Source organism: Curtobacterium sp. MCSS17_011 (assembly GCF_003224275.1).
GTDB lineage: Bacteria > Actinomycetota > Actinomycetes > Actinomycetales > Microbacteriaceae > Curtobacterium.
Genome location: NZ_QKLE01000006.1, coordinates 100,103 through 118,310 on the forward strand (window position 1 = coordinate 100,103; position 18,208 = coordinate 118,310).

Annotated in this window: 13 protein-coding genes; 6 read left to right on the forward strand and 7 right to left on the reverse strand. The window is 71.5% G+C overall.

Annotation, left to right across the window (positions count from 1 at the left end):
• Positions 1-100: 100 nt before the first annotated feature.
• Complete coding sequence (gene galE, locus DEJ17_RS06695) at positions 101-1,063, reverse strand: UDP-glucose 4-epimerase GalE (protein WP_110892717.1); 963 nt, start codon at positions 1,061-1,063, stop codon at positions 101-103.
• A 100-nt stretch (positions 1,064-1,163) separates the two neighbouring features.
• Entirely contained in the window at positions 1,164-2,372 is a 1,209-nt protein-coding gene (gene manA, locus DEJ17_RS06700) for a mannose-6-phosphate isomerase, class I (protein ID WP_110892660.1), read from the reverse strand.
• A gap of 66 nt (positions 2,373-2,438) precedes the next feature.
• On the opposite strand from manA, the gene DEJ17_RS06705 reads away from it, so the two are divergent.
• Entirely contained in the window at positions 2,439-3,818 is a 1,380-nt protein-coding gene (locus tag DEJ17_RS06705) for an O-antigen ligase (protein ID WP_110892661.1), read from the forward strand.
• Between the two features lie 13 nt (positions 3,819-3,831).
• Here DEJ17_RS06705 and DEJ17_RS06710 read toward each other — a convergent pair whose 3' ends face one another.
• Complete coding sequence (locus tag DEJ17_RS06710) at positions 3,832-5,184, reverse strand: hypothetical protein (RefSeq protein WP_110892662.1); 1,353 nt, start codon at positions 5,182-5,184, stop codon at positions 3,832-3,834.
• Positions 5,185-5,276: 92 nt separating this feature from the next.
• Here DEJ17_RS06710 and DEJ17_RS06715 point away from each other — a divergent pair, with 92 nt between their 5' ends.
• Positions 5,277-6,578, forward strand: coding sequence for an O-antigen ligase (locus DEJ17_RS06715; RefSeq protein WP_181421087.1), 1,302 nt, complete (start codon positions 5,277-5,279; stop codon positions 6,576-6,578).
• Between the two features lie 262 nt (positions 6,579-6,840).
• On the opposite strand, the gene DEJ17_RS06720 is transcribed toward DEJ17_RS06715, so the two are convergent.
• Positions 6,841-7,587 (reverse strand): polyprenol monophosphomannose synthase, encoded by a 747-nt coding sequence (locus tag DEJ17_RS06720; protein ID WP_110892664.1) that lies wholly within the window; start codon positions 7,585-7,587, stop codon positions 6,841-6,843.
• Positions 7,584-10,070 carry a glycosyltransferase gene (locus DEJ17_RS06725; RefSeq protein ID WP_110892665.1) on the reverse strand — a complete coding sequence of 829 codons (2,487 nt, stop codon included), beginning with the start codon at positions 10,068-10,070 and terminating at the stop codon, positions 7,584-7,586. Before DEJ17_RS06725 ends, DEJ17_RS06720 begins: the two co-directional genes overlap by 4 nt.
• A 137-nt stretch (positions 10,071-10,207) precedes the next feature.
• Between DEJ17_RS06725 and DEJ17_RS06730 the strand changes: the two genes are divergently transcribed.
• Positions 10,208-11,494 carry a glycosyltransferase gene (locus tag DEJ17_RS06730; protein ID WP_181421088.1) on the forward strand — a complete coding sequence of 429 codons (1,287 nt, stop codon included), beginning with the start codon at positions 10,208-10,210 and terminating at the stop codon, positions 11,492-11,494.
• Between the two features lie 81 nt (positions 11,495-11,575).
• On the opposite strand, the gene DEJ17_RS06735 is transcribed toward DEJ17_RS06730, so the two are convergent.
• Together DEJ17_RS06735 and DEJ17_RS06740 are read right to left on the reverse strand one after the other, a co-directional pair.
• The gene (locus tag DEJ17_RS06735) at positions 11,576-14,134 is read right to left on the reverse strand and encodes a hypothetical protein (protein ID WP_110892667.1); all 2,559 of its coding nucleotides are present in this window, start codon (positions 14,132-14,134) and stop codon (positions 11,576-11,578) included.
• On the reverse strand, positions 14,134-14,736 hold the full coding sequence (locus DEJ17_RS06740; protein ID WP_110892668.1) for a hypothetical protein: 603 nt from the start codon (positions 14,734-14,736) through the stop codon (positions 14,134-14,136). Before DEJ17_RS06740 ends, DEJ17_RS06735 begins: the two co-directional genes overlap by 1 nt.
• 189 nt (positions 14,737-14,925) lie before the next feature.
• On the opposite strand from DEJ17_RS06740, the gene DEJ17_RS06745 reads away from it, so the two are divergent.
• Genes DEJ17_RS06745 through DEJ17_RS06755 form a run of 3 tightly spaced genes read left to right on the forward strand, consistent with a single transcriptional unit; the run spans position 14,926 to position 18,155 of the window.
• The gene (locus tag DEJ17_RS06745; RefSeq protein ID WP_110892669.1) at positions 14,926-15,828 is read left to right on the forward strand and encodes an ABC transporter permease; all 903 of its coding nucleotides are present in this window, start codon (positions 14,926-14,928) and stop codon (positions 15,826-15,828) included.
• Between the two features lie 3 nt (positions 15,829-15,831).
• Entirely contained in the window at positions 15,832-17,061 is a 1,230-nt protein-coding gene (locus tag DEJ17_RS06750; protein WP_110892670.1) for an ABC transporter ATP-binding protein, read from the forward strand.
• Positions 16,980-18,155, forward strand: a complete 1,176-nt coding sequence (locus DEJ17_RS06755; RefSeq protein ID WP_220033621.1) for a glycosyltransferase family 2 protein — start codon at positions 16,980-16,982, stop codon at positions 18,153-18,155. The genes DEJ17_RS06750 and DEJ17_RS06755 overlap by 82 nt, the downstream gene beginning before the upstream one ends.
• Positions 18,156-18,208 lie beyond the last annotated feature (53 nt).

Here is an 18,208-nt window from a genome sequence, read left to right on the forward strand (position 1 = left end):
TAGAAGGCACTGACCGCTCCAGCGTGTCATGTCCCCCGTTTGGGCGTGTCGCTCCGCTCGCGTGGGCCTTCCGGGGGACAACTGACTCGTCCTCAGGCGCTCAGGAGGCGCTGCGCCGGGCCTCCCAGGCGCTCGACACCATCTCGTCCAGCGAGTGCCGCATGGCCCACTCGAGGTCACGGGCGGCGGCTTCGCCGGTCGCGACGATGCGGGCCGGGTCGCCGGGGCGCCGCGGTGCGATCTCGGGGTCGAAGGCGATCCCGGTGCCCACCGCCATGGCGTCCATGATCTGCCGGACGCTCACACCGTCGCCGCTGCCGAGGTTGTAGGCACGCTCGAGCGGCTCCCCCGCCTCGAGCTTCCGCGCGGCCACCGCGTGCGAGTGCGCCAGGTCGGCGACGTGCACGTAGTCGCGCACGCAGGTGCCGTCCGGGGTGGCGTAGTCGTCGCCGTTGATCCGCGGGGTCCGGCCGGCGAGCAGCGCGTCGAAGACCAGCGGGAACAGGTTGTGCGGGCTGGCGTCGTACAGGTCGGGCTCCCCCGAACCGACGACGTTGAAGTACCGGAGCGACGTGGTGGTGAAGCCCGCGGCGACCTCCATGTCGCGCAGCAGCCACTCGCCGATGAGCTTCGACTCGCCGTACGGCGACTCGGGGTTCTTCGGGGTGGACTCGACCACGGTCTCGACGTCCGGCGTGCCGTAGACCGCCGCGCTCGACGAGAAGACCGCCTTGGTGACGCCGGTCTCGGCCATCGCGCGGAGCAGGGTCGCCATGCCGGTGACGTTCTGCTCGTAGGTGTGCAGCGGCCGCTCGACCGAGACGCCGGCGTACTTGAACCCAGCGACGTGGACCACGCCGGTGACCTCGTGCTCGCGCAGGGTGCGTGCGACGAGCTCGCCGTCGAGGATCGTGCCCTCGACGAACGGCACGTCGTCCGGGACGAACGCGCGGAAACCGCTCGACAGATCATCGAACGCGACCGTGTCGATGCCGGCCGAGCGCAGCGCTCGGACGACGTGGGACCCGATGTACCCGGCACCGCCGGTGACCAGCCAACTCATGCTCGCCACGCTAGCGGACGTCGGCGACGCCCCGGTGGCGGTGTGCGGGTCCACGCCACGGCGTGCGGCCCCGCGCAGGTCCCGGTGCGGGTCCGCGCCCCTAGGCGCCGGTGGCGATGAACACGGTCGACGTGATGCCGTCGGAGGAGTCCGCCTCGACCGTCACGTCGCCCTCGTCCGGCGTGATGAAGCACGACTCGCCCTTGCGGAGCAGGGTCGCCGACTGCGCGCCGACGAGCGTGACGACGCCCTCGGTGCACACGGCGATCGACGGGCCGACGAGCGGGGCGACCCCGCCGGTGCTCAGTCCCACCGGGCGGCCGTCGCCGTCCACCCGCAGCAGCGCGAACCCGACGCCGTCCGGCGCGAAGCGGTCGACCCCCGGTGCGATGTGCTCGGGCTCGAGGACCGGGGCCGGGTACGCGGTGAAGTCGAGCACCCGCAGGAGCTCCGGCACGTCGACGTGCTTCGGGGTGAGCCCGCCGCGGAGCACGTTGTCCGACGGCGCCATCAGCTCGATGCCGAGTCCGTCGAGGTAGGCGTGGATGTTGCCGGCGGGCAGGTACATGGCCTGCCCCGCGGCGAGCGTCACCCGGTGCATGAGGAGGGAGACGACGATGCCGGGGTCGCCGGGCCAGCTGGTCGCCAGGTCGCGGACGGTCGCGGTGTTCGGGGTGAGCAGGTCGTCGTCGAGCGAGACGGCCAGGTCGCTCGCGGCCTGCACCACGGCGAGCGCGGACTCGTCGGCCGTCTCGAGCCAGCGGACGGTGTCCTCGAGCCCGTGCAGCAGGTGCACCTCGAGCGGACCGAGCCGTCCGGTGCCGGCGTCGAGCACGCGCACCTCGGCCAGGGTCTCCTCGACGGGGCGGAAGCCGCTCAGCGCCTCGAACCGCTCGCTCAGCGCGACGACGAGCTCGGGCTTCGGGAACGGGTCCTTGTAGTTGCGGGCCGGGTCGTCGAGCGGGATCCCCTCGCGCTCCTCGCGGGCGAAGCCCTCCTCTGCCTGCTCCGGGGTCGGGTGCGCCTGCAGCGAGAGCGGTGCCGCCGCCGCGAGCACCTTGAGCAGGAAGGGCAGGCCGGTGCGGTCCGGACCGAGAGCGGTCTCCGGCTCGTCGGCGATCCAGTCGCGGAGCGTGTCTGCACCGCCGACCATGGCCGGGTTGACGACGACACTGGGGCTGCCGGCGTGGGCGCCGAGCCAGAGCTCCGCCTGCGGGGCACCCGTGACGGTGCGGCCGAGGAGCTCCGGGATCGCGGTGACCGAGCCCCAGGCGTAGTCGCGGGGGGTGTTCGTGATGCCGAGGAACATGGGCCAGAGCCTACCGGCGCCGCCGAGGGAGTCCTGCTGACGGCGACCGGCCGGTAGCCTGGCGTCGTGACGAACACCTGGCCGCTGGCGCGTGGGACCGTTCCGGAGCGCGAGGCGTTCGCCTTCGGGGCGACGACCCTGTTCGTGCTGTTCGCGGGCGATGCCGTGCCGAACACCCTCACCTGGGTCGGGGCCGGTGTCCTCTGGGCCCTCGTCGCGGCGTGGGGCATCACGATCCTGGTCCGGGCGAAGCCGCCGCTCGTCCGCACCCCCTGGGCGCTCTGGGCCTTCCTCGGCTGGTGCCTGGTGACCCTGATCTGGTCGCACTGGCGGTTCGCGACGATCTCGAGCCTGACCGTGCAGGTGATCTGCGCAGCCGTGGCGTTCACGATCGCGTCGACCCTGACGTGGCGTCGGATCCTGGACGCGATGAGCCTCGCGCTCCGCTGGGTCCTCATGCTCTCGCTCGTGTTCGAGGCCGTCGTCGCGGTGTTCGTCCGGCACCCGATCGCGCCGATCTGGACCGACTACGGCGACCGCGACGTCCCCGACGCGTTCTACTTCTCGCGCGCCGAGCTCTTCACCGGGGGCCGGATCCAGGGTCTGCCCGGCAACGCCAACCTGCTCGCGATGGTGGCCCTGCTGGTCGCGATCGTGGTCGCCGTGCAGTTCGCCGAGGGCCGGATTCGCCGGAACCAGGCGATCGGCTGGCTCCTCGTCGCCGTGCTCGGCTTCGTCCTCACCCGCTCGTCGACGGTCATCGCCGCCGCCGTCGTGGTCGCCGCGGTGGCCCTGGTCGCCGTCCGGATGCGCCGTGTGCCGACCGAGCGCCGCACCCCGCGCTACCTGCTGCTCGCGGTGGGTGCGGTCGTCGTCGCCGTGGTCGCGTTCGTGCTGCGCGGCCCGGTGTCCGAACTGCTCGGCAAGGGCTCGGATGCCACGGGGCGCGGCGAGATCTGGGGCAGGGTCCTCGGCCTGATCGACCAGCACCCGGTGGGCGGCTGGGGCTGGATCGGGTACTGGTGGCCGGGCATCCCGACGCTCGCGGACCTGGCGCAGCGCAAGGGCGTCACCTACCTGCAGGCCCACGACGCGTACCTGGACGTCTGGATGCAGACCGGCATCATCGGCCTGGTGCTGTTCGCGATCTACGTGGTCACGACCCTGTCCCGCTCGTGGGCCTGCGCGACCCGCATCGGGTACGACGCCGCGCTGCGTCCGCGGTCGTTCGACCCGGTGTCGCTCCTGCCGCTCCTGGTCGTCGTCGCCCTGCTGGTGCAGTCGGTCGCCGAGTCCCGCCTGCTCTACCAGGGGAACTGGGTGCTCTTCGCCCTGCTCGCGATCAAGACGCGCATCGTGCTGACCGGTGAAGAGCCGGTCTCCACCGGGGACGGGCCGCGCACGCCGCCCACCAAGCGCGAGTTCCGCTGGGCCGGCGCGCGCTGACCCGGACGCTCCCTCAGCGCGAGAACCACGAGCACGACACCGGGGACGACCACGGGTTCGACTTCACCCGGGCGACCTGGAGCGTCGGGTCCGCGTCGCACGCCTCCACCGCCGCCGGCAGCTGCCCCGCCCACACCGGCCCGTCGCTCCGTCGCGTGTCCGTCGGCGCGACGTGCAGTACGGCCGACGCGACGACGGCGGTGACCACGCACCAGCCGGCCAGCGCGCCGACCAGGCGACCCGGGCCTCCCGTCCGTCCTGCCGTCCGCGACCAGCTGCGGGCGTCCACGAGCGTGGCGGCGGCGACCACCGCGGCGCTCACCAGCAGCAGTCCGGCGGCCGCGGCGTAGCGCTGCGGCGGCACGGCGGCCATCGCAGCGATCGGCGCCGACCAGCGGATGCCGTCACCGCCGTTGGCGAGCAGGGCTGCCCACCAGACCGCGAGCGACCCGACGGTGAGTGCTGCGACCATCCACCGGGTGCGCGCCGGCCCGACCACGACGGCCGCCACCAGGACGACGAGCAGCAGGGCGGCGGGCACCACGACCACCGCCCACCCGTGCTCGACAACCGCCGTCAGGACCGCGCCGAGGTCCGGTTCCCAGGCACCCGCCGCGGGGCGCAGCAGGTACCCCGCGAGCACGTCGCGCACCACCGGCGACCCCGCGGCGAGGGCCCGCGGGCTCGTCAGGGTCGTCACGCCCTGCACCACCAGGGCGACGACCACGGCGACCGTGACGGGCAGCGCGGTCCACCGGCCGGCCGGCCCGGGCGCACGGCCACGCGGCGTCCAGGCGAGGAGCAACAGGGGCGCGAACAGTGCCGTGAGCGGTTCGGTGAGCACGGCGGCACCGGCGACCACGGCGAGCACCCCGGACGCCCACCACGAGCGTGCGCGCCACGCGAAGACCCACGGCACCAGGACGAGCAGGTACCAGTGCAGGTTCGCCGCGTTCCCGCTGATCTCGTGGGGAGCGAGTGGCAGGACGACGGGGACGGCGGCGAGCACCAGCCGGAACGGCCACGGGCGGACGACGTCGCGGGACAGCACGAACACCAGTGCGCAGACCGCGCCGACGACCGTGCACGAGGACAGCGCCACCACCTGCGCGTACCGCTCGGGCGGCAGCGCGTACCCGAGGTCGACGATGAGGCGGGGCAGCAGGTGCACGTACCCCGCGTAGGGGTGCAGCAGGGTGTCGACGGGACCCATCGCGATCCGTTCGCGCAGGAACACGCCGCCGTCCTCGGCCCAGACGGTGTTCCGCGGCACCGGACCGAGGCGGTACCAGGCCAGGGCGGTCGCGAGCAGGCCGACGACGACCGCGACGAGGGGGACGCCGGCGACCCTGCGCGCGAGGTCCATCCGGTGAGGATAGTTCGGTCATCGCGCATCGTCGATACAGCCACACCGCGATGCGGTGGGCTCGTCACAAGGTCGTGCGCCAAGATGGACGCGTGACGGACGGCCGGGTGAGCAGACAGGTGCTCGGGCGCCGGTACCTCTCCGCCTGGATCGGCTTCTCGGCCGGTGGACGGTTCAGCCAGGCGCTCGCGACGGTCATCGTGCTGTTCGGGTTCGGGCAGCCCACCGTCGAGGCCCTGGTCGGCCGGGCCGGGACCTGGGCGGTGCTCGTGACGCTGTTCGTGCTCGCGGGGCTGAGCCTGCTCGGCCAGCGGTACCGGATCGAGTGGCACGGGGTCCTCCCCCTCTCGCTGCTGGCGTTCGTCGGCTACTGCGCGTTGAGCGTGCTCTGGAGCGAGTACTCGTGGGTTGCGCTCCGCGGACTGGTGCAGACCGTGTGCTTCATCGGCCTCGGGCTGTACCTGGCGCTCGGCCGTGACCTGGTGCAGGTGATCCGGGCCTCGGGCGACGCCTTCCGGATCCTGCTCGTGACCGCCCTCGGGCTCGAGGTCCTGTCCGGCCTGGTCCTCGACGTCCCGTTCCCGGCGTTCGGCATCCGTGGTGACATCGCGTACGGCGGCCCGATCCAGGGCATCGGCGGCACCCGCAACTTCATGGGCTTCATCGCCGCGATGGCCCTGGTCACCTTCGTGGTCGAGTTCCTCACACGGTCGGTCACCCTCTGGCGTGCGATCGCGTCGACGTCGCTCGCCGTCATCGCGCTGATGCTCGTGCAGTCCCCCATCACCGGGCTCGCGATGATCGCGCTCGCCGTCACCGCGCTGGCGCTCTGGTCACTCCGGCACGCGCGACCGGCGACCAGACCGGTGGTCAACGGCGTCCTCGGCGCGGTCGTCCTGCTGACGCTGGCCGTCGGGGTGGTCGCCCGGCACCGGCTGCTCGCCGAGATCGGGGCGGCCGGCGGCACGGCCACCCGGACGGACCTGTGGTCCCAGATCCGGGTCCTGGTGGAGCGCTACCCGATCCAGGGCTGGGGCTGGGTGGGCACGTGGCCGACCGAACCCGTCGTGCCCTACGTGACGCTCATCGACCCCGCCGGTGTCCGGTTCACCTCGGGACTCAACGCCTTCGTGGACGCCTGGCTGCAGATCGGCTTCGCGGGCACGCTCATCCTCGGCATCACGGCGCTGCTCGCGTTCGCGCGCGCCTGGGTGACGGCGACGACGTTCCCCGGAGTGGCGTACGTGTGGCCGGCCGCCGTGCTCGTGCTGCTGGCCGTGACCAGCACGGCGGAGAGCTACCTGCTGCACGGTGCGGGGCTGATGTTCTTCGTCACGGTCCTCGTGATCGCCGCGCGGCGGCGCTCGTGGCGCCGACACCTGCCGCGCGTGTAGCCGCGGGCGCTGGGCGCCGCGTGCGCTTCGTGAGCAGGAATGGTCGCCTCCGCGGAGGCGACCCGACCGTTGCTGCTCGCGTAGTGGCGGTGCGGCGCGACCCACCGACGGACGGGAGGCCCATTGCGGCCCCGCACCGCGCCTCCAGGCCGTCACGCCGGACGTTCCGGGCCCGCGCATCGTGAGCAGGAATGGTCGCGCCTGCGGACGCGACCCGACCATTCCTGCTCACGAAGCGAGCGGGCGCGCTACGGAGCGCGCGCTACGGGCTCGTGCGGCGACCGAGACGGCGCTGCACACCCCACTGGGTGACGCGGAGCATCGCCTCGAGGACGATGGACCGGCTCATCTTGGAGACCCCGTGCACGCGGTCACGGAAGCGGATGGGCACCTCGACGATGCGGCCGCCGAGGGCGTCCACCCGCAACGTCATGTCCACCTGGAAGCAGTACCCCTTCGAGTCCACCGAGCCGAGGTCCATCCGCGCGATCGCCGACGAGCGGTACACGCGGTAGCCGGCGGTGATGTCCCGAACGTCGAGCCCGAGCACCAGGCGGGCGTAGGTGTTCGCCCCGCGGCTGAGCGCCTGGCGCCGGAGCGGCCAGTCGACGACCGACCCGCCCGGGACCCAGCGGGAACCGATGGCGAGCAGGACGTCGTCGGACGCGGCCACGGCATCGAGCAGAGCCGGCAACCGGTCGGCCGGGTGCGAGCCGTCGGCGTCCATCTCGACCAGCAGCGGGTACCCCCGCTCCAGGCCCCACCGGAACCCGGCGACGTACGCCGTACCGAGTCCGGCCTTGCCGGGGCGCTGCAGCAGGTGCACACGGTCGTCTGCCGCCGCCAGCGACCGCACGATGTCCCCGGTGCCGTCCGGGCTGCCGTCGTCGACGACGAGTACGTGGGCACCGGGCACCGCCGCCAGCACGGCGGCGGTGATCGCACGGATGTTTTCGGCCTCGTCGTACGTCGGGACGATGACGAGGGCGGTGGTCTCCCCCGGGGTCACCGGTTCAGGCGCCGCTTCACCTTGCCGGCGACGCTGCGGGGACCCTCGGTGCGCAGGTAGTGCACGGCACGGCCGAGGTCGTAGCGGACGCCGGAGAGCTTCTTGCGCTCCGGGACGCGGACGCGCATCTTGTGCGGCTCGATCGACGACGTGGTGTCGCGCACCGTCTTGTCCGCCGCGCGGATCGGGTTCCGGCAGAACTCGACGAGCGGGGCCAGGACGTTCTCCCACGTGAACTGCTCGCGCACGCGGTCGACGTTGCCGATGAACTCGGTGCGGGCCTTCTTGTCGAAGAGCGCCGTCTCGAGCGCGGCGGCCAGGCCGTCGACGTCCTGCTCGTGCACCGCGATGCCGAGCTTCTCCTCCGCGACGAGGTCACCGAACGAGTCGCCGGCCGTCGTGACGATCGGCAGACGTGCCCACAGGTAGTCGAGGATGCGGGTGCGGAACGAGAAGGTCGTCTCGAGGTGCTCGTAGTGCGTCGAGACGCCGGCGTCGGCCTCGAGCAGGTACGCGCCGCGCTCCTCGTACGGGATCCACTGGTCGTTGAAGAACACGTGCTTGCCGCTGAGTCCGAGCGCGTCGGCCTCGGCACGCACCTTCGCGACGATGTCCATCTCGGGGACGTCGGGGTTCGGGTGCTGCACGCCCATGAAGAAGAGCTTGACCGACGGACGGCGCTCGGCGAGCTGGGCGATCGAACGGACCAGGGTGATCGGGTCGAACCAGTCGTAGATCCCGCCGCCCCAGACGACGAGCTTGTCGTTCTTGCCGATGCCCGGCACGACGCCCTTGACCCGCTGCTGGTCGTGCACCGGCGGCGTCGAGGACAGCCCGAACGGCACGACGCCGATGAGCGAGCGCAGGTCGGCATCGCGCGAGTACGTGCGGGCGTTCACACGGCCGGAGCCGGCGAGCTGCCCGAGCCAGAACATGCGCTGACGCTCCGAGGCGCAGATGAAGTAGTCGCCGAGCTCGAGCTGGTGGTTCAGCGTGTCCGAGGCGTCGAGGATCTGGCGGTTCCACTTGTCGACGTCGTCGCTGCGGCCCTGTTCGAGCTGCTCGAGGTGCAGCGGGTCGTAGACGTCGACGACCAGGATCTTGCTGGTCGACTCGAGCACGGGGAACAGCCGGAGCGCGTGGCCCTGCACGATGATGACGTCGGCCCAGCCCTCGTGCTCGACCATCTGGCGCGGGTGGCGGTGCGGGACCGTCACGACCTCGTACGACGGGTCGATCGGCGACGAGCGGGTCAGGCTGACCACGCGCACGTCGTGCTCGGACGCCAGCTGCTTCGCCATCTGGGTGGCACGGATCGCCGGACCGGCCATCTTCGCGCCGATCGAGTCGCCCGTGATGATCAGGACGCGGCGGCGGGTGCCGACCTCGAGCACGCCGAGGGAGTGCACGATCTTGTCGTAGCCGGCCAGGTAGTTCTCGATCGGGTACGCCGGCTCGTCGCGGTTGCCGAACAGGCGGAGGAGTTCACGGTCCGACCGGACACGGGTCGCCTGGATCTGGCGGCGGGACTCGGTCATCGACGGCAGCTGCTCGACGAACTGGTCGACACCGTAGATGCCCGCCATGCTGGTCTTCGGCACCGGGATGGTGGGGACGCTGTCGTCGCCGGGGTTGCGCAGGTCGAGCTCGGTGGAGTCGAGCTCCCCGCGGCCCACGGCACGACGGACGGCGAGTGCCAGGGAACCCGGCAGCGCCGCGGCGAGCTGCTCGTCGCCGAGGTTCTTGTAGAGCGTGAACAGCGCGTTCCGCTCGAGCAGGTAGGTCTCGCGGAAGTCGCCGAACTTGTTCATCGACGCGTGGTGCTTGTGGAACGCGACGGACTTCGGCTGGTACCGGAAGCGCCAGCCGAGCAGGTTGAGCCGCCAGCCGAGGTCGACGTCCTCGTAGAACATGAAGTAGCGGTCGTCGAAGCCGTCGAGCTGCTCGAAGAGCTCGGCGCGGATGAACATCGCGGCGCCGGTCCCGAACAGGACGTCGGTCTCGCTCTCCCACCGGCCGGTGTCCGGCGACCCGGCGAAGGGCTTGTAGCCCATGCCGTACCAGGTCATCGCAGCCTCGGTGAAGTCGACGTTGACGCCTTCCCAGTCGAGGACCTTCGAGGCGACGGCACCGATGTCCGCGCCGGAGGCGAAGGTGGCCATCGCCTCGCGCACCCAGCCGGTGTCCGGACGGGCGTCGTTGTTGAGGAACGCCACGACCTCGCCGGAGGACTTCTCGACGCCGAGGTTGCACCCGCCGGTGAACCCGAGGTTCGCACCCGCGTCGATCAGCGTGAAGTCGAGGGTCGAGGCCTTCAGGCGCCCGAGGTGCTCGGGGCCCGAACCGTTCTCGACGACGATCACCTCGAGCTTGTCCTGCGGCCAGTCCTGCTTGCGGAGTTCCGCGATGCTCGTCAGGGTGTCGTCCGTGCCCTTGTAGTTCACGAGGATGACGGACACGACTCCCGGCTTGCGCTCTGTCACGGGAATTCCTCCAGCAGCTGCCGCGCGCGAGCGCGGGTCGATGGCTCGGCCCGCGGGGTACCGCGGGCCGATGACACCCTACAAGGCGCGCCCAGGGACTCCCTGTCGCCGCTGCGGATTCGTGCAGAATGGCGTGCGTGACCGCTGTGATCCCGAGCACCCCCATGTCCTCCCCCCTCCGCGAGGACTACGCGGCCCTCGCGGCCGACGAACACGTCGAGGGCCCCCGCGGCACGATCCGCTTCGCGGTGTCCACCGCCGACCCGGCCGAGGGCAAGGGCGACCTGTTCGTCGCGCTCGGGCTGGCGCGGGCGCTCCGGGCCGAGGGCTGGGGCGTCGCGATGTGGCCGCTCGAGCGCTGGGGCGAGGAACTCCCCGCCGACACCGCAGTCGTGGTCAGCATGATCGAGTCCTTCGTGCCCGGCTACGTCCCCGCCGGCACCGCCCTGGTGGCGTGGGTGCGGAACTGGACCGCCAAGTGGGCCGCCCTGCCGTACCTCGACGAGTTCGACGCGGTCTGGACCTCGTCCGGGATCGCCCGTGACGCGATCGCCGCGGCCTACAGCGGTCCCGTCGAGGTGGTGCCGATCGGCGTCGACACCGAGCTGTTCACCACCGACGCCCCCGCACCGCGGGAGCGCACGGACCGCGCCGTGACCACCGTCAACTTCTGGGGTGTCCGCCGCCGTGTGCAGGACGTCCTCGCCGAGGTCGCCCCGGCCGAACCGATCGTCTGGTTCGCCGCGAACGTCGACCACGTCGAGGCCTCCGCGGGCGTCGAACTCCGCCCGGCCGTGTCCTACTTCGCCCTGCCCGAGGTCTACCGCGCCGCCGGGTTCGTCGTCGACGACGTCATCGAGCCGGCCGCCGAGTACGGCACCCTGAACTCCCGCCTGTACGAGTCGCTCGCGTCCGGGGCCCTGCCCGTCACCGACTGCGCACTCGGGCTCGACGAGCTCGGCCTGTCCGACGTGCCGGTGTTCGACGACGCCGACTCCCTCGAGCGCGTGCTCGCTATGCCCCGCGACGAGCGCACCGCCCTGGTCGCCCGGCTCCGCGCCGTCGTGGTCGAGCGGCACTCGTTCCGCAGCCGCGCCGAACAGGTCGGTCCGTCGCTCGACGCCGCCGTCGCCGCCGCAGCGGTTCGGAGCGGTGAGCGTGGCGCGTTCCTGCGGTGGGCCACCGCCCAGCGCGAGACGCTCCGGCAGGCCGAGCACGACCGCGACGTCCACCTGGCCGGCGTGCACGACATCAACGCGCGCCTGGTCGCGTCGGAGCAGCGGGTCGGTGCGTACGACACCGCCCGCCGCCTGGCCGAGGCGGAGCGCGACCAGATCGCGGCCCGCTTCGAGGGCCTCACGCGTTCCCCCGAGTACCGCCTGCTGCACGGCGTGGGCCTGATGGCGCGGCGCGTGCGCCGCTGACGGCGGTCGACGCGACCGATGGCGGACGGGAGGCCCGGTACCAGCTGGTACCGGGCCTCCCGTCCATCATGTGGTGACCGTCTACTGCACGGTGACGGTCTTCGTGCCGAAGCTCTTGTAGGTGCCGCTCGGCAGGTCCTGGAAGTAGACGCGCACGGTGTGCGTGCCCTTCTTCACCCCGGTGAGCTTCCGCGACAGCCCGACGTCCGAACCCCAGTCCGGGTGCGCGGCCTGCACGTCGGTGCGGGTCGCGTTCACCGTGCCCGGCGAGACGGCCACGCCGTCCAGGTGCATCTTGTACTTGACCGGGTCCCAGACGTCCGGGTCGATCGCCCACCCGGCCACGGTGATCGTGCCCGCGCCGCCGGTGACGGACTCGTACAGGCCCTTGACCGAGCCGGTCTTGCCCGTCTTGCCGGTGGTCGGCGGGTCGGTGACCGTCACGCTCTTCGTGCCGAAGCTCTTGTACGTGCCGCTCGGCAGCTCCCGGAAGTACACCCGTACGGTGTGGGTGCCGGCGGTCAGCCCGGGGATCTTCAGGGCGAGTCCGACGTCGGAGCCCCACGCGGGGTGCACGGCCTCGACGTCGGTCCGCTTCGCGTTCGCGGTGCCGGGGGCGATGGCGACACCGTCGACGTGGATCTTGTAGGCGACCGGGTCCCAGACGTCGGGGTCGATCGCCCAGCCGCGCACCGTGGCGCTGTTCACGCCGCCGACCACGGACTCGAACGCGCCCTGGACCGAGCCCGTCTTGCCCGTCTTGCCGGTGGTCCCCGACGCGTCGGGTTCAGCGGTCGACGCGGCGCTCACGGTGACGGTCTTCGTGCCGAAGCTGACGTACTTGCCGCCCTGCAGGTCCTGGAAGTAGACGCGCACGGTGTGCTTGCCGGCCTTCAGGCCGGTGAGCCGGAGCGTCAGGCCGACGTCGGAGCCCCACGTGGGGTGCGTCGCCTCGACGTCGGTGCGGGTGGCGTCCGCGACCCCGCTGTTCGTGCTCACGCCGTCGACATGGATCTTGTACTTGACGGGGTCCCACACGTCCGGGTCGATCGCCCAGCCCCGCACGGTGGCCGTGCCGACACCGCCGGTGACCGAGTCGTAGGAGCCGCGCACGGCACCGGTCTTGCCGGTCTTGCCGGTGGTCGGGGCGTCGACGACGACCGACTTCGACGCGACCTTGACGTACTTCGTGCCGGGCTTGTCCACCACGTACAGCGTCACGGCGCGCGTGCCCGCACTGATGCCGCCGATCGTCTTCGAGAAGCCGAGGGTGCTGCCGACGCCCGGGTAGACCTTCGCCACGTCGGTGCGGGTCTTGTCCGCCGTGCCGGTCGCCTTGCTCACACCGTCGACGAGGATCTTCCACGAGCCGGGCTTGGACGAGTCGGGGTCGAGGACCCAGCCGGTCGCCGAGATCGTGCCGACGCCACCGGTCACCGAGTCGAGGACACCCTTGGGTGCCGCGCTCGTGATGGTCCGGGTGTAGCAGCCCAGCAGGGTGTTCGCCCCGGGGCCCTGGTTGATGGCGTAGCTGCAGACGGAGTGCTTGCCGAGGCTCAGCCCGGTCAGCTCGGTCGAGAACCCGTGCCTGGTGTTGTTCGCGCCGAGGGTGCCGGCCAGGTCGCTCCGGGTCTTGTCCGCCGTGACGGTCTTCGCGCCGGCGCCGTCGACGTAGAACGCGACGCGCAGGGCGTTGGTGGTGTCCGGGTCGGCCGCCCAGCCGGTGACCGTGATCGACGAGGTGGAGGTCGCGGTCACGGAGTCGACGTCGCCGTACGGGTTCCCGCCGCCGGCCGCAGCGCCGAACCAGTCGGTGTACATGCGCCAGAAGTTGCGGTTGCCGTACGCCGAGCAGCTGTCACCGGAGCCGTAGAGGTTCGACATGGCCGCGGCGTTCGGGGTGTACGGCGTGTAGATGTACAGCCCTGCGGTCGCCTGGTTCTGGATGTAGACGGACTTCCGACCGCAGGCCGCGTTCGGGTTGAGCAGGATCGAGTTCGTCCGGCCCGCCTGGTACGCCCACGAGGTCGGTGACGCCTGGTACCGCTTGAACTGGAGCGCCGCGGCGTAGACCTGCTGGCCGAAGCCGTAGTAGGCCGGGTCGCACGGGGCGGTGTCCGGGCACGCGAAGCCGGTGGCGTGCAGGTACATGTAGGACGTCGGCGAGGACGTCGTCACGATGCCCTGCTCCTTCTGCAGGAGCACGAGCAGCACCTTCTGGCTGATGCCGCACGCGGCACCGACCTGGGCGATCATCGTCGCGGCGCTCTTGGTGCCGCCGGCGATCGCCGCGCACCGGCCGGAGACGGCGCTGATCGAGCTCATCTTCTGCGAGAAGTCCTTCAGGCAGGCGGGGCCGCCCGAGGCCTTCTTGCAGTTCGGGGCCACGCTCGTCAGGAACGACTGCACGGCGGCGGCGCTCATCGCCGAGCCGTTGTAGAAGTTCGCGTCGCTGATGATGTTGCCCGGGTCGAAGTCCGAGGCGACCGCGGCCGAGGCCGACTGCGTCGTGGTCTGCTCCGCGAGCACCGTGCCGAAGGTCAGGCCGCTCACCGCGACGGCGAGGGACGCCACCAGGGCGAGGGAGCTCCGCAGGGAACGACGGGAGCGGGCGGTGCGGGGGGTGCGGGAGTTGCGCATCACGGGACCTCGGCGGTCAGGGGGTCGGACGTCGTCGACGCGGAGCCGACGGCGTAGGTCAGGGTGACGGACCAGGTGCCACTCGGCACCTTCGCCGCGGGGAACGACACCTGCGCGCAGTTCACCGACGACGCACTCGCCTGTGCGGTGCTCGTGGCGGTGCGCTCGACGCCGTCCTTCGTCGCGGTGAAGGTGCACTTCCCGCTCGTGTCGGTCGTGCCGGAGACCAGGCCGCCGGCCTGGAGGGTCTTCGAACCGGTGTCCCAGCCGGCGAAGGTGACGACGGCCGTGGCCGGGTACTCCGACGGGTCGGTGTCCGGCTGGTTGGTCGCGCCGCTGCCCGGGAACGCACCGGGGGTGTCGTCGTCGGAGGCGACGTCGCCGTCACCGTCGTCGGACCCACCGTCGGTCGGCGTCGAGGCCGTGTCGGTGGGGGCCGTGGTCGCCGAGTCGTCGCCCGTCGGGGTCGCACTCGGGGTGCGCGAGACGGACGCGGACGGCGACGGGGTGGCGTCGCCGCCACCACCGGAACAACCGGCCAAGAGGAGACTGAGTGCACCGACCACCGCGAACGCAGCGATCGGCCTGGATGCGAGGAGCATGCTGACGGGCCGTCCTGTGGATGTTGACAAGGGTCCGGGTTGCAACAACGGTAACTCGAAAGTGAAGGTTGAGGGTTGGATCGGCCGGAATCACCCCCACTCGGGGTGCACGACGGCCGTCGCCCAACCCCGTCCCGCGGGCCCGGTGAGTATGCTGTTCCGGTCCTGCCCCCACGAACGAAGAGACGTATGGTCGACCAAGCCCGCATGACCGCGCTCGCGAAGGAACCCCTCGTCGTGATCGGCGCGCCGACGAGCGCCTTCCGCGGGACCTTCCGTGAGCTGCGCGACGTCTTCCGGCAGCGCGAGATGCTCGGCATGCTCGTCCGACGCGACCTGAAGGCCCGGTACAAGGACTCGGCGCTCGGGTTCGTCTGGACGCTCGTGCGCCCGCTGACCCAGCTGCTCATCTACTACTTCGTCATCGGCAAGGTCCTCGGCGCCGCCAACGGCATCGACAACTTCGCGATCTACGTCTTCACCGGCCTGACCGCCTACACGCTCTTCAGCGAGATCGTCGCCGGGTCGACCGGGTCGATCGTCGGCAACTCCGGGCTGATCAAGAAGGTGTACGTCCCCCGCGAGGTCTTCCCACTCGCCAGCGTGGGCGCGGCCCTGGTGAACTTCACCATCCAGTTCGTGATCCTGCTGGCCGCGACGGTCGTCATCGGCGTCTTCCCGTGGCACGAGGGCCTCGTCTACCTGATCCCGTCGCTCGCAGTGATCCTGGTCTACGGCGCGGCCATCGGTCTGGTGCTGTCCGCGCTCAACGTGTACCTGCGCGACGTGCAGTTCGTCATCGACGTCGGCCTGATGGTCCTGCTCTGGGCCTCGCCGATCGTCTACTCGTACGCGCGGGTGGTCGCCACCGTGAACGCCGACTGGCTCCTCACCGTCTACACGAACAACCCGCTGACCCTGTCGGTGCTCGGCCTGCAGAACGCGATCTGGCTGCACGACCCGGCCGACGTCACGTACCCCGACCACCTGATGCTCCGGCTGGGGATCGCCTTCGTGATCGGCCTCCTCTGCCTCATCGGTGCGCAGCGGATCTTCTCCCGCCTGCAGGGCAACTTCGCGCAGGAGCTCTAGACCATGGCCATCAGCACCCCCGTCGCCCCGACGGCCACCGGCGACACCGCCGAGCGTCCCGACGTCATCGTCATCGACCACGTCCGCAAGCGCTTCACCGTGCGCAAGGACAACACCCTGCGTGAGCGCATCGTCACGCTCGGTCGTGCCGGCCGCAAGCACCGCCAGGACTTCTGGGCCCTCGACGACGTCACCGTGTCGATCCAGGCCGGCTCGACCGTCGGGCTGATCGGCCAGAACGGCTCCGGCAAGTCGACCCTCCTCAAGGCGATCGGCGGCATCATCCAGCCGACCTCCGGCACCGTGTCCCGCCGCGGTCGCCTCGCCGCACTGCTCGAGCTCGGCGCCGGGTTCCACCCCGATCTCTCCGGTCGCGAGAACGTCTACCTCAACGCGAGCCTGCTCGGACTCAGCCGCAAGCAGACCGATGAGAAGTTCGACGACATCCTGGCGTTCTCGGGCATCGGGGACTTCATCGACACCCAGGTGAAGTTCTACTCATCGGGCATGTACGTGCGACTCGCCTTCGCCGTCGCCGTGCACACCGACCCCGACGTCCTGCTCGTCGACGAGGTCCTGGCCGTCGGCGACGAGGCGTTCCAGCGCAAGTGCCTCGACCGCATCCGCACCTTCCAAGAGGCCGGGAAGACGATCATCATCGTCACGCACTCGCTCAGCCAGGTGCAGGAGATGTGCGACCGCGTCGTCCTGCTCAACAAGGGCAAGGTGCTGCACGACGGTGACCCCGTCCAGGCCGTGAGCATGTTCCGCGAGGTGCTCGAGGAACGTCGCCAGGGCGAGCTCAGCACCGACGTCGCCGTCGGCCGCGGCAAGGTCGTCGGCGCGAGCGTGCACGTCGACGGCAAGGAGCCCCGCGCCGACGTCATGCCGGGCGACGACCTCGTCGTGGACATGGAGTTCGAGCACCTGGACGGCATCGCCGACTGGGAGGCCGCGGTGCAGATCAACAACGCCGGCGGCCAGGTCGTCTACGGCACCACCACCGGCATCATGGGCCTCGAGCTCCAGCCACTGCACGGTCGCCGGAAGCTCCGCCTGCGGATCGCCGACACCGCGTTCGGCACCGGGAAGTACTTCATCAACGTGTCGATGATGGACTCCGCCGGCCGACACCTGCACGACATGCCGGAGTGCGACTCGTTCGAGGTCCCCGGGTTCGAGAACGCCGTGGGCACGGTCTACGCGCAGCCCTCGATCGAGGAGCTCGACTGAGCCCGGTCGACGGCGACACCGGGGCCCGTGCCGACGGCACGCCCCGGCCCGACGGCACGCCCCGGCCCGGCGACGCTCCCCGCACCGCGGTCGTCGTCGTCAACTGGAACCGCGCCGACCTGACCACGGCGGCAGTCCGTGCCGTGCTCGACGAGGGCGCGGCCGACGACGTCATCGTCGTCGACAACGGGTCGTCCGACGACTCCGTCGCGGTGCTCCGCCGTGCCCTGCCGGAGGCCACCGTCCTCGCACGGGGCGACAACGGCGGGTTCGCGGCCGGCGCCAACACCGGCATCCGGCACACGGACGCCGACGTCGTCGTGCTGCTGAACAACGACGCCGTGCCCGCACCGGGCTTCGTCGCGGCGCTCCGCGACCACCTGGCGCACGCCGGGCCCGAGGTCGCCGCGGTGACGGGCCGCATCGTGCTCGCCGGACGCTGGACGGGCCTCCCGGCCGGTGCGGAACCGGCACCTGACCAGCGCGTGCTGCGCGACCACGACGGCCGTCTCTGGACGCCGTCGGCGGACGGCGAGGTCCGTCTCAACTCGACCGGCGTCCGTGTCGACCGCGACGGCAACGGGATGGACCGCGACTGGTTCGCGCCCGTCGACCGGGTCGCCGACGTCGACGTCTTCGGGTTCTCCGGCGGCGCGTCCGCACTCCGGCGCACGGCCCTGGACGACGTCGGCCTGCTCGACGAGTCCCTGTTCATGTACTACGAGGACACCGAGCTCGCCTGGCGGCTGCGCCGCCGCGGGTGGCGCGTCGAGCACGCCCCCGGCGCGGTCGTCGAGCACGACCACTCGGCGTCGTCCGGCGTGCAGAGCGACCTGTTCGTCTTCCGGAACGCCCGCAACCGCATCGTCGTCGCCCTCTGGCACGCCCCCTGGCCGACGGTCGCGCGGGCGAGCGCCCGGACCCTGGTGCGCGGCCTGCGCGGGCTGGCCTCCGGTCGCACCCGCCGGGAGGCGCGGCTCGTCCTGACGGCGTTCGCGGACGTCGCAGGGACCCTGCCGGTCCACCTCGCGCGCCGGCTCCGCGAGACCCGGCGCGCGTCCGTCCCGCGCCGCAGCGTGGACCCGGGCGCATGAGCGCAGCGGGCTATCCTGGACACTCCCCCGTCGACGGCCCCGGCCCCGACGTC

Bases quoted from the DNA above. Each gene is read 5' to 3' on its own strand.
- galE (WP_110892717.1), bottom strand. From the start codon at position 1,063: ATGAGTTGGCTGGTCACCGGCGGTGCCGGGTACATCGGGTCCCACGTC.
- manA (WP_110892660.1), bottom strand. From the start codon at position 2,372: ATGTTCCTCGGCATCACGAACACCCCCCGCGACTACGCCTGGGGCTCG.
- DEJ17_RS06710 (WP_110892662.1), bottom strand. From the start codon at position 5,184: ATGGACCTCGCGCGCAGGGTCGCCGGCGTCCCCCTCGTCGCGGTCGTC.
- DEJ17_RS06735 (WP_110892667.1), bottom strand. From the start codon at position 14,134: ATGCGCAACTCCCGCACCCCCCGCACCGCCCGCTCCCGTCGTTCCCTG.
- DEJ17_RS06740 (WP_110892668.1), bottom strand. From the start codon at position 14,736: ATGCTCCTCGCATCCAGGCCGATCGCTGCGTTCGCGGTGGTCGGTGCA.
- DEJ17_RS06745 (WP_110892669.1), top strand. From the start codon at position 14,926: ATGGTCGACCAAGCCCGCATGACCGCGCTCGCGAAGGAACCCCTCGTC.
- DEJ17_RS06750 (WP_110892670.1), top strand. From the start codon at position 15,832: ATGGCCATCAGCACCCCCGTCGCCCCGACGGCCACCGGCGACACCGCC.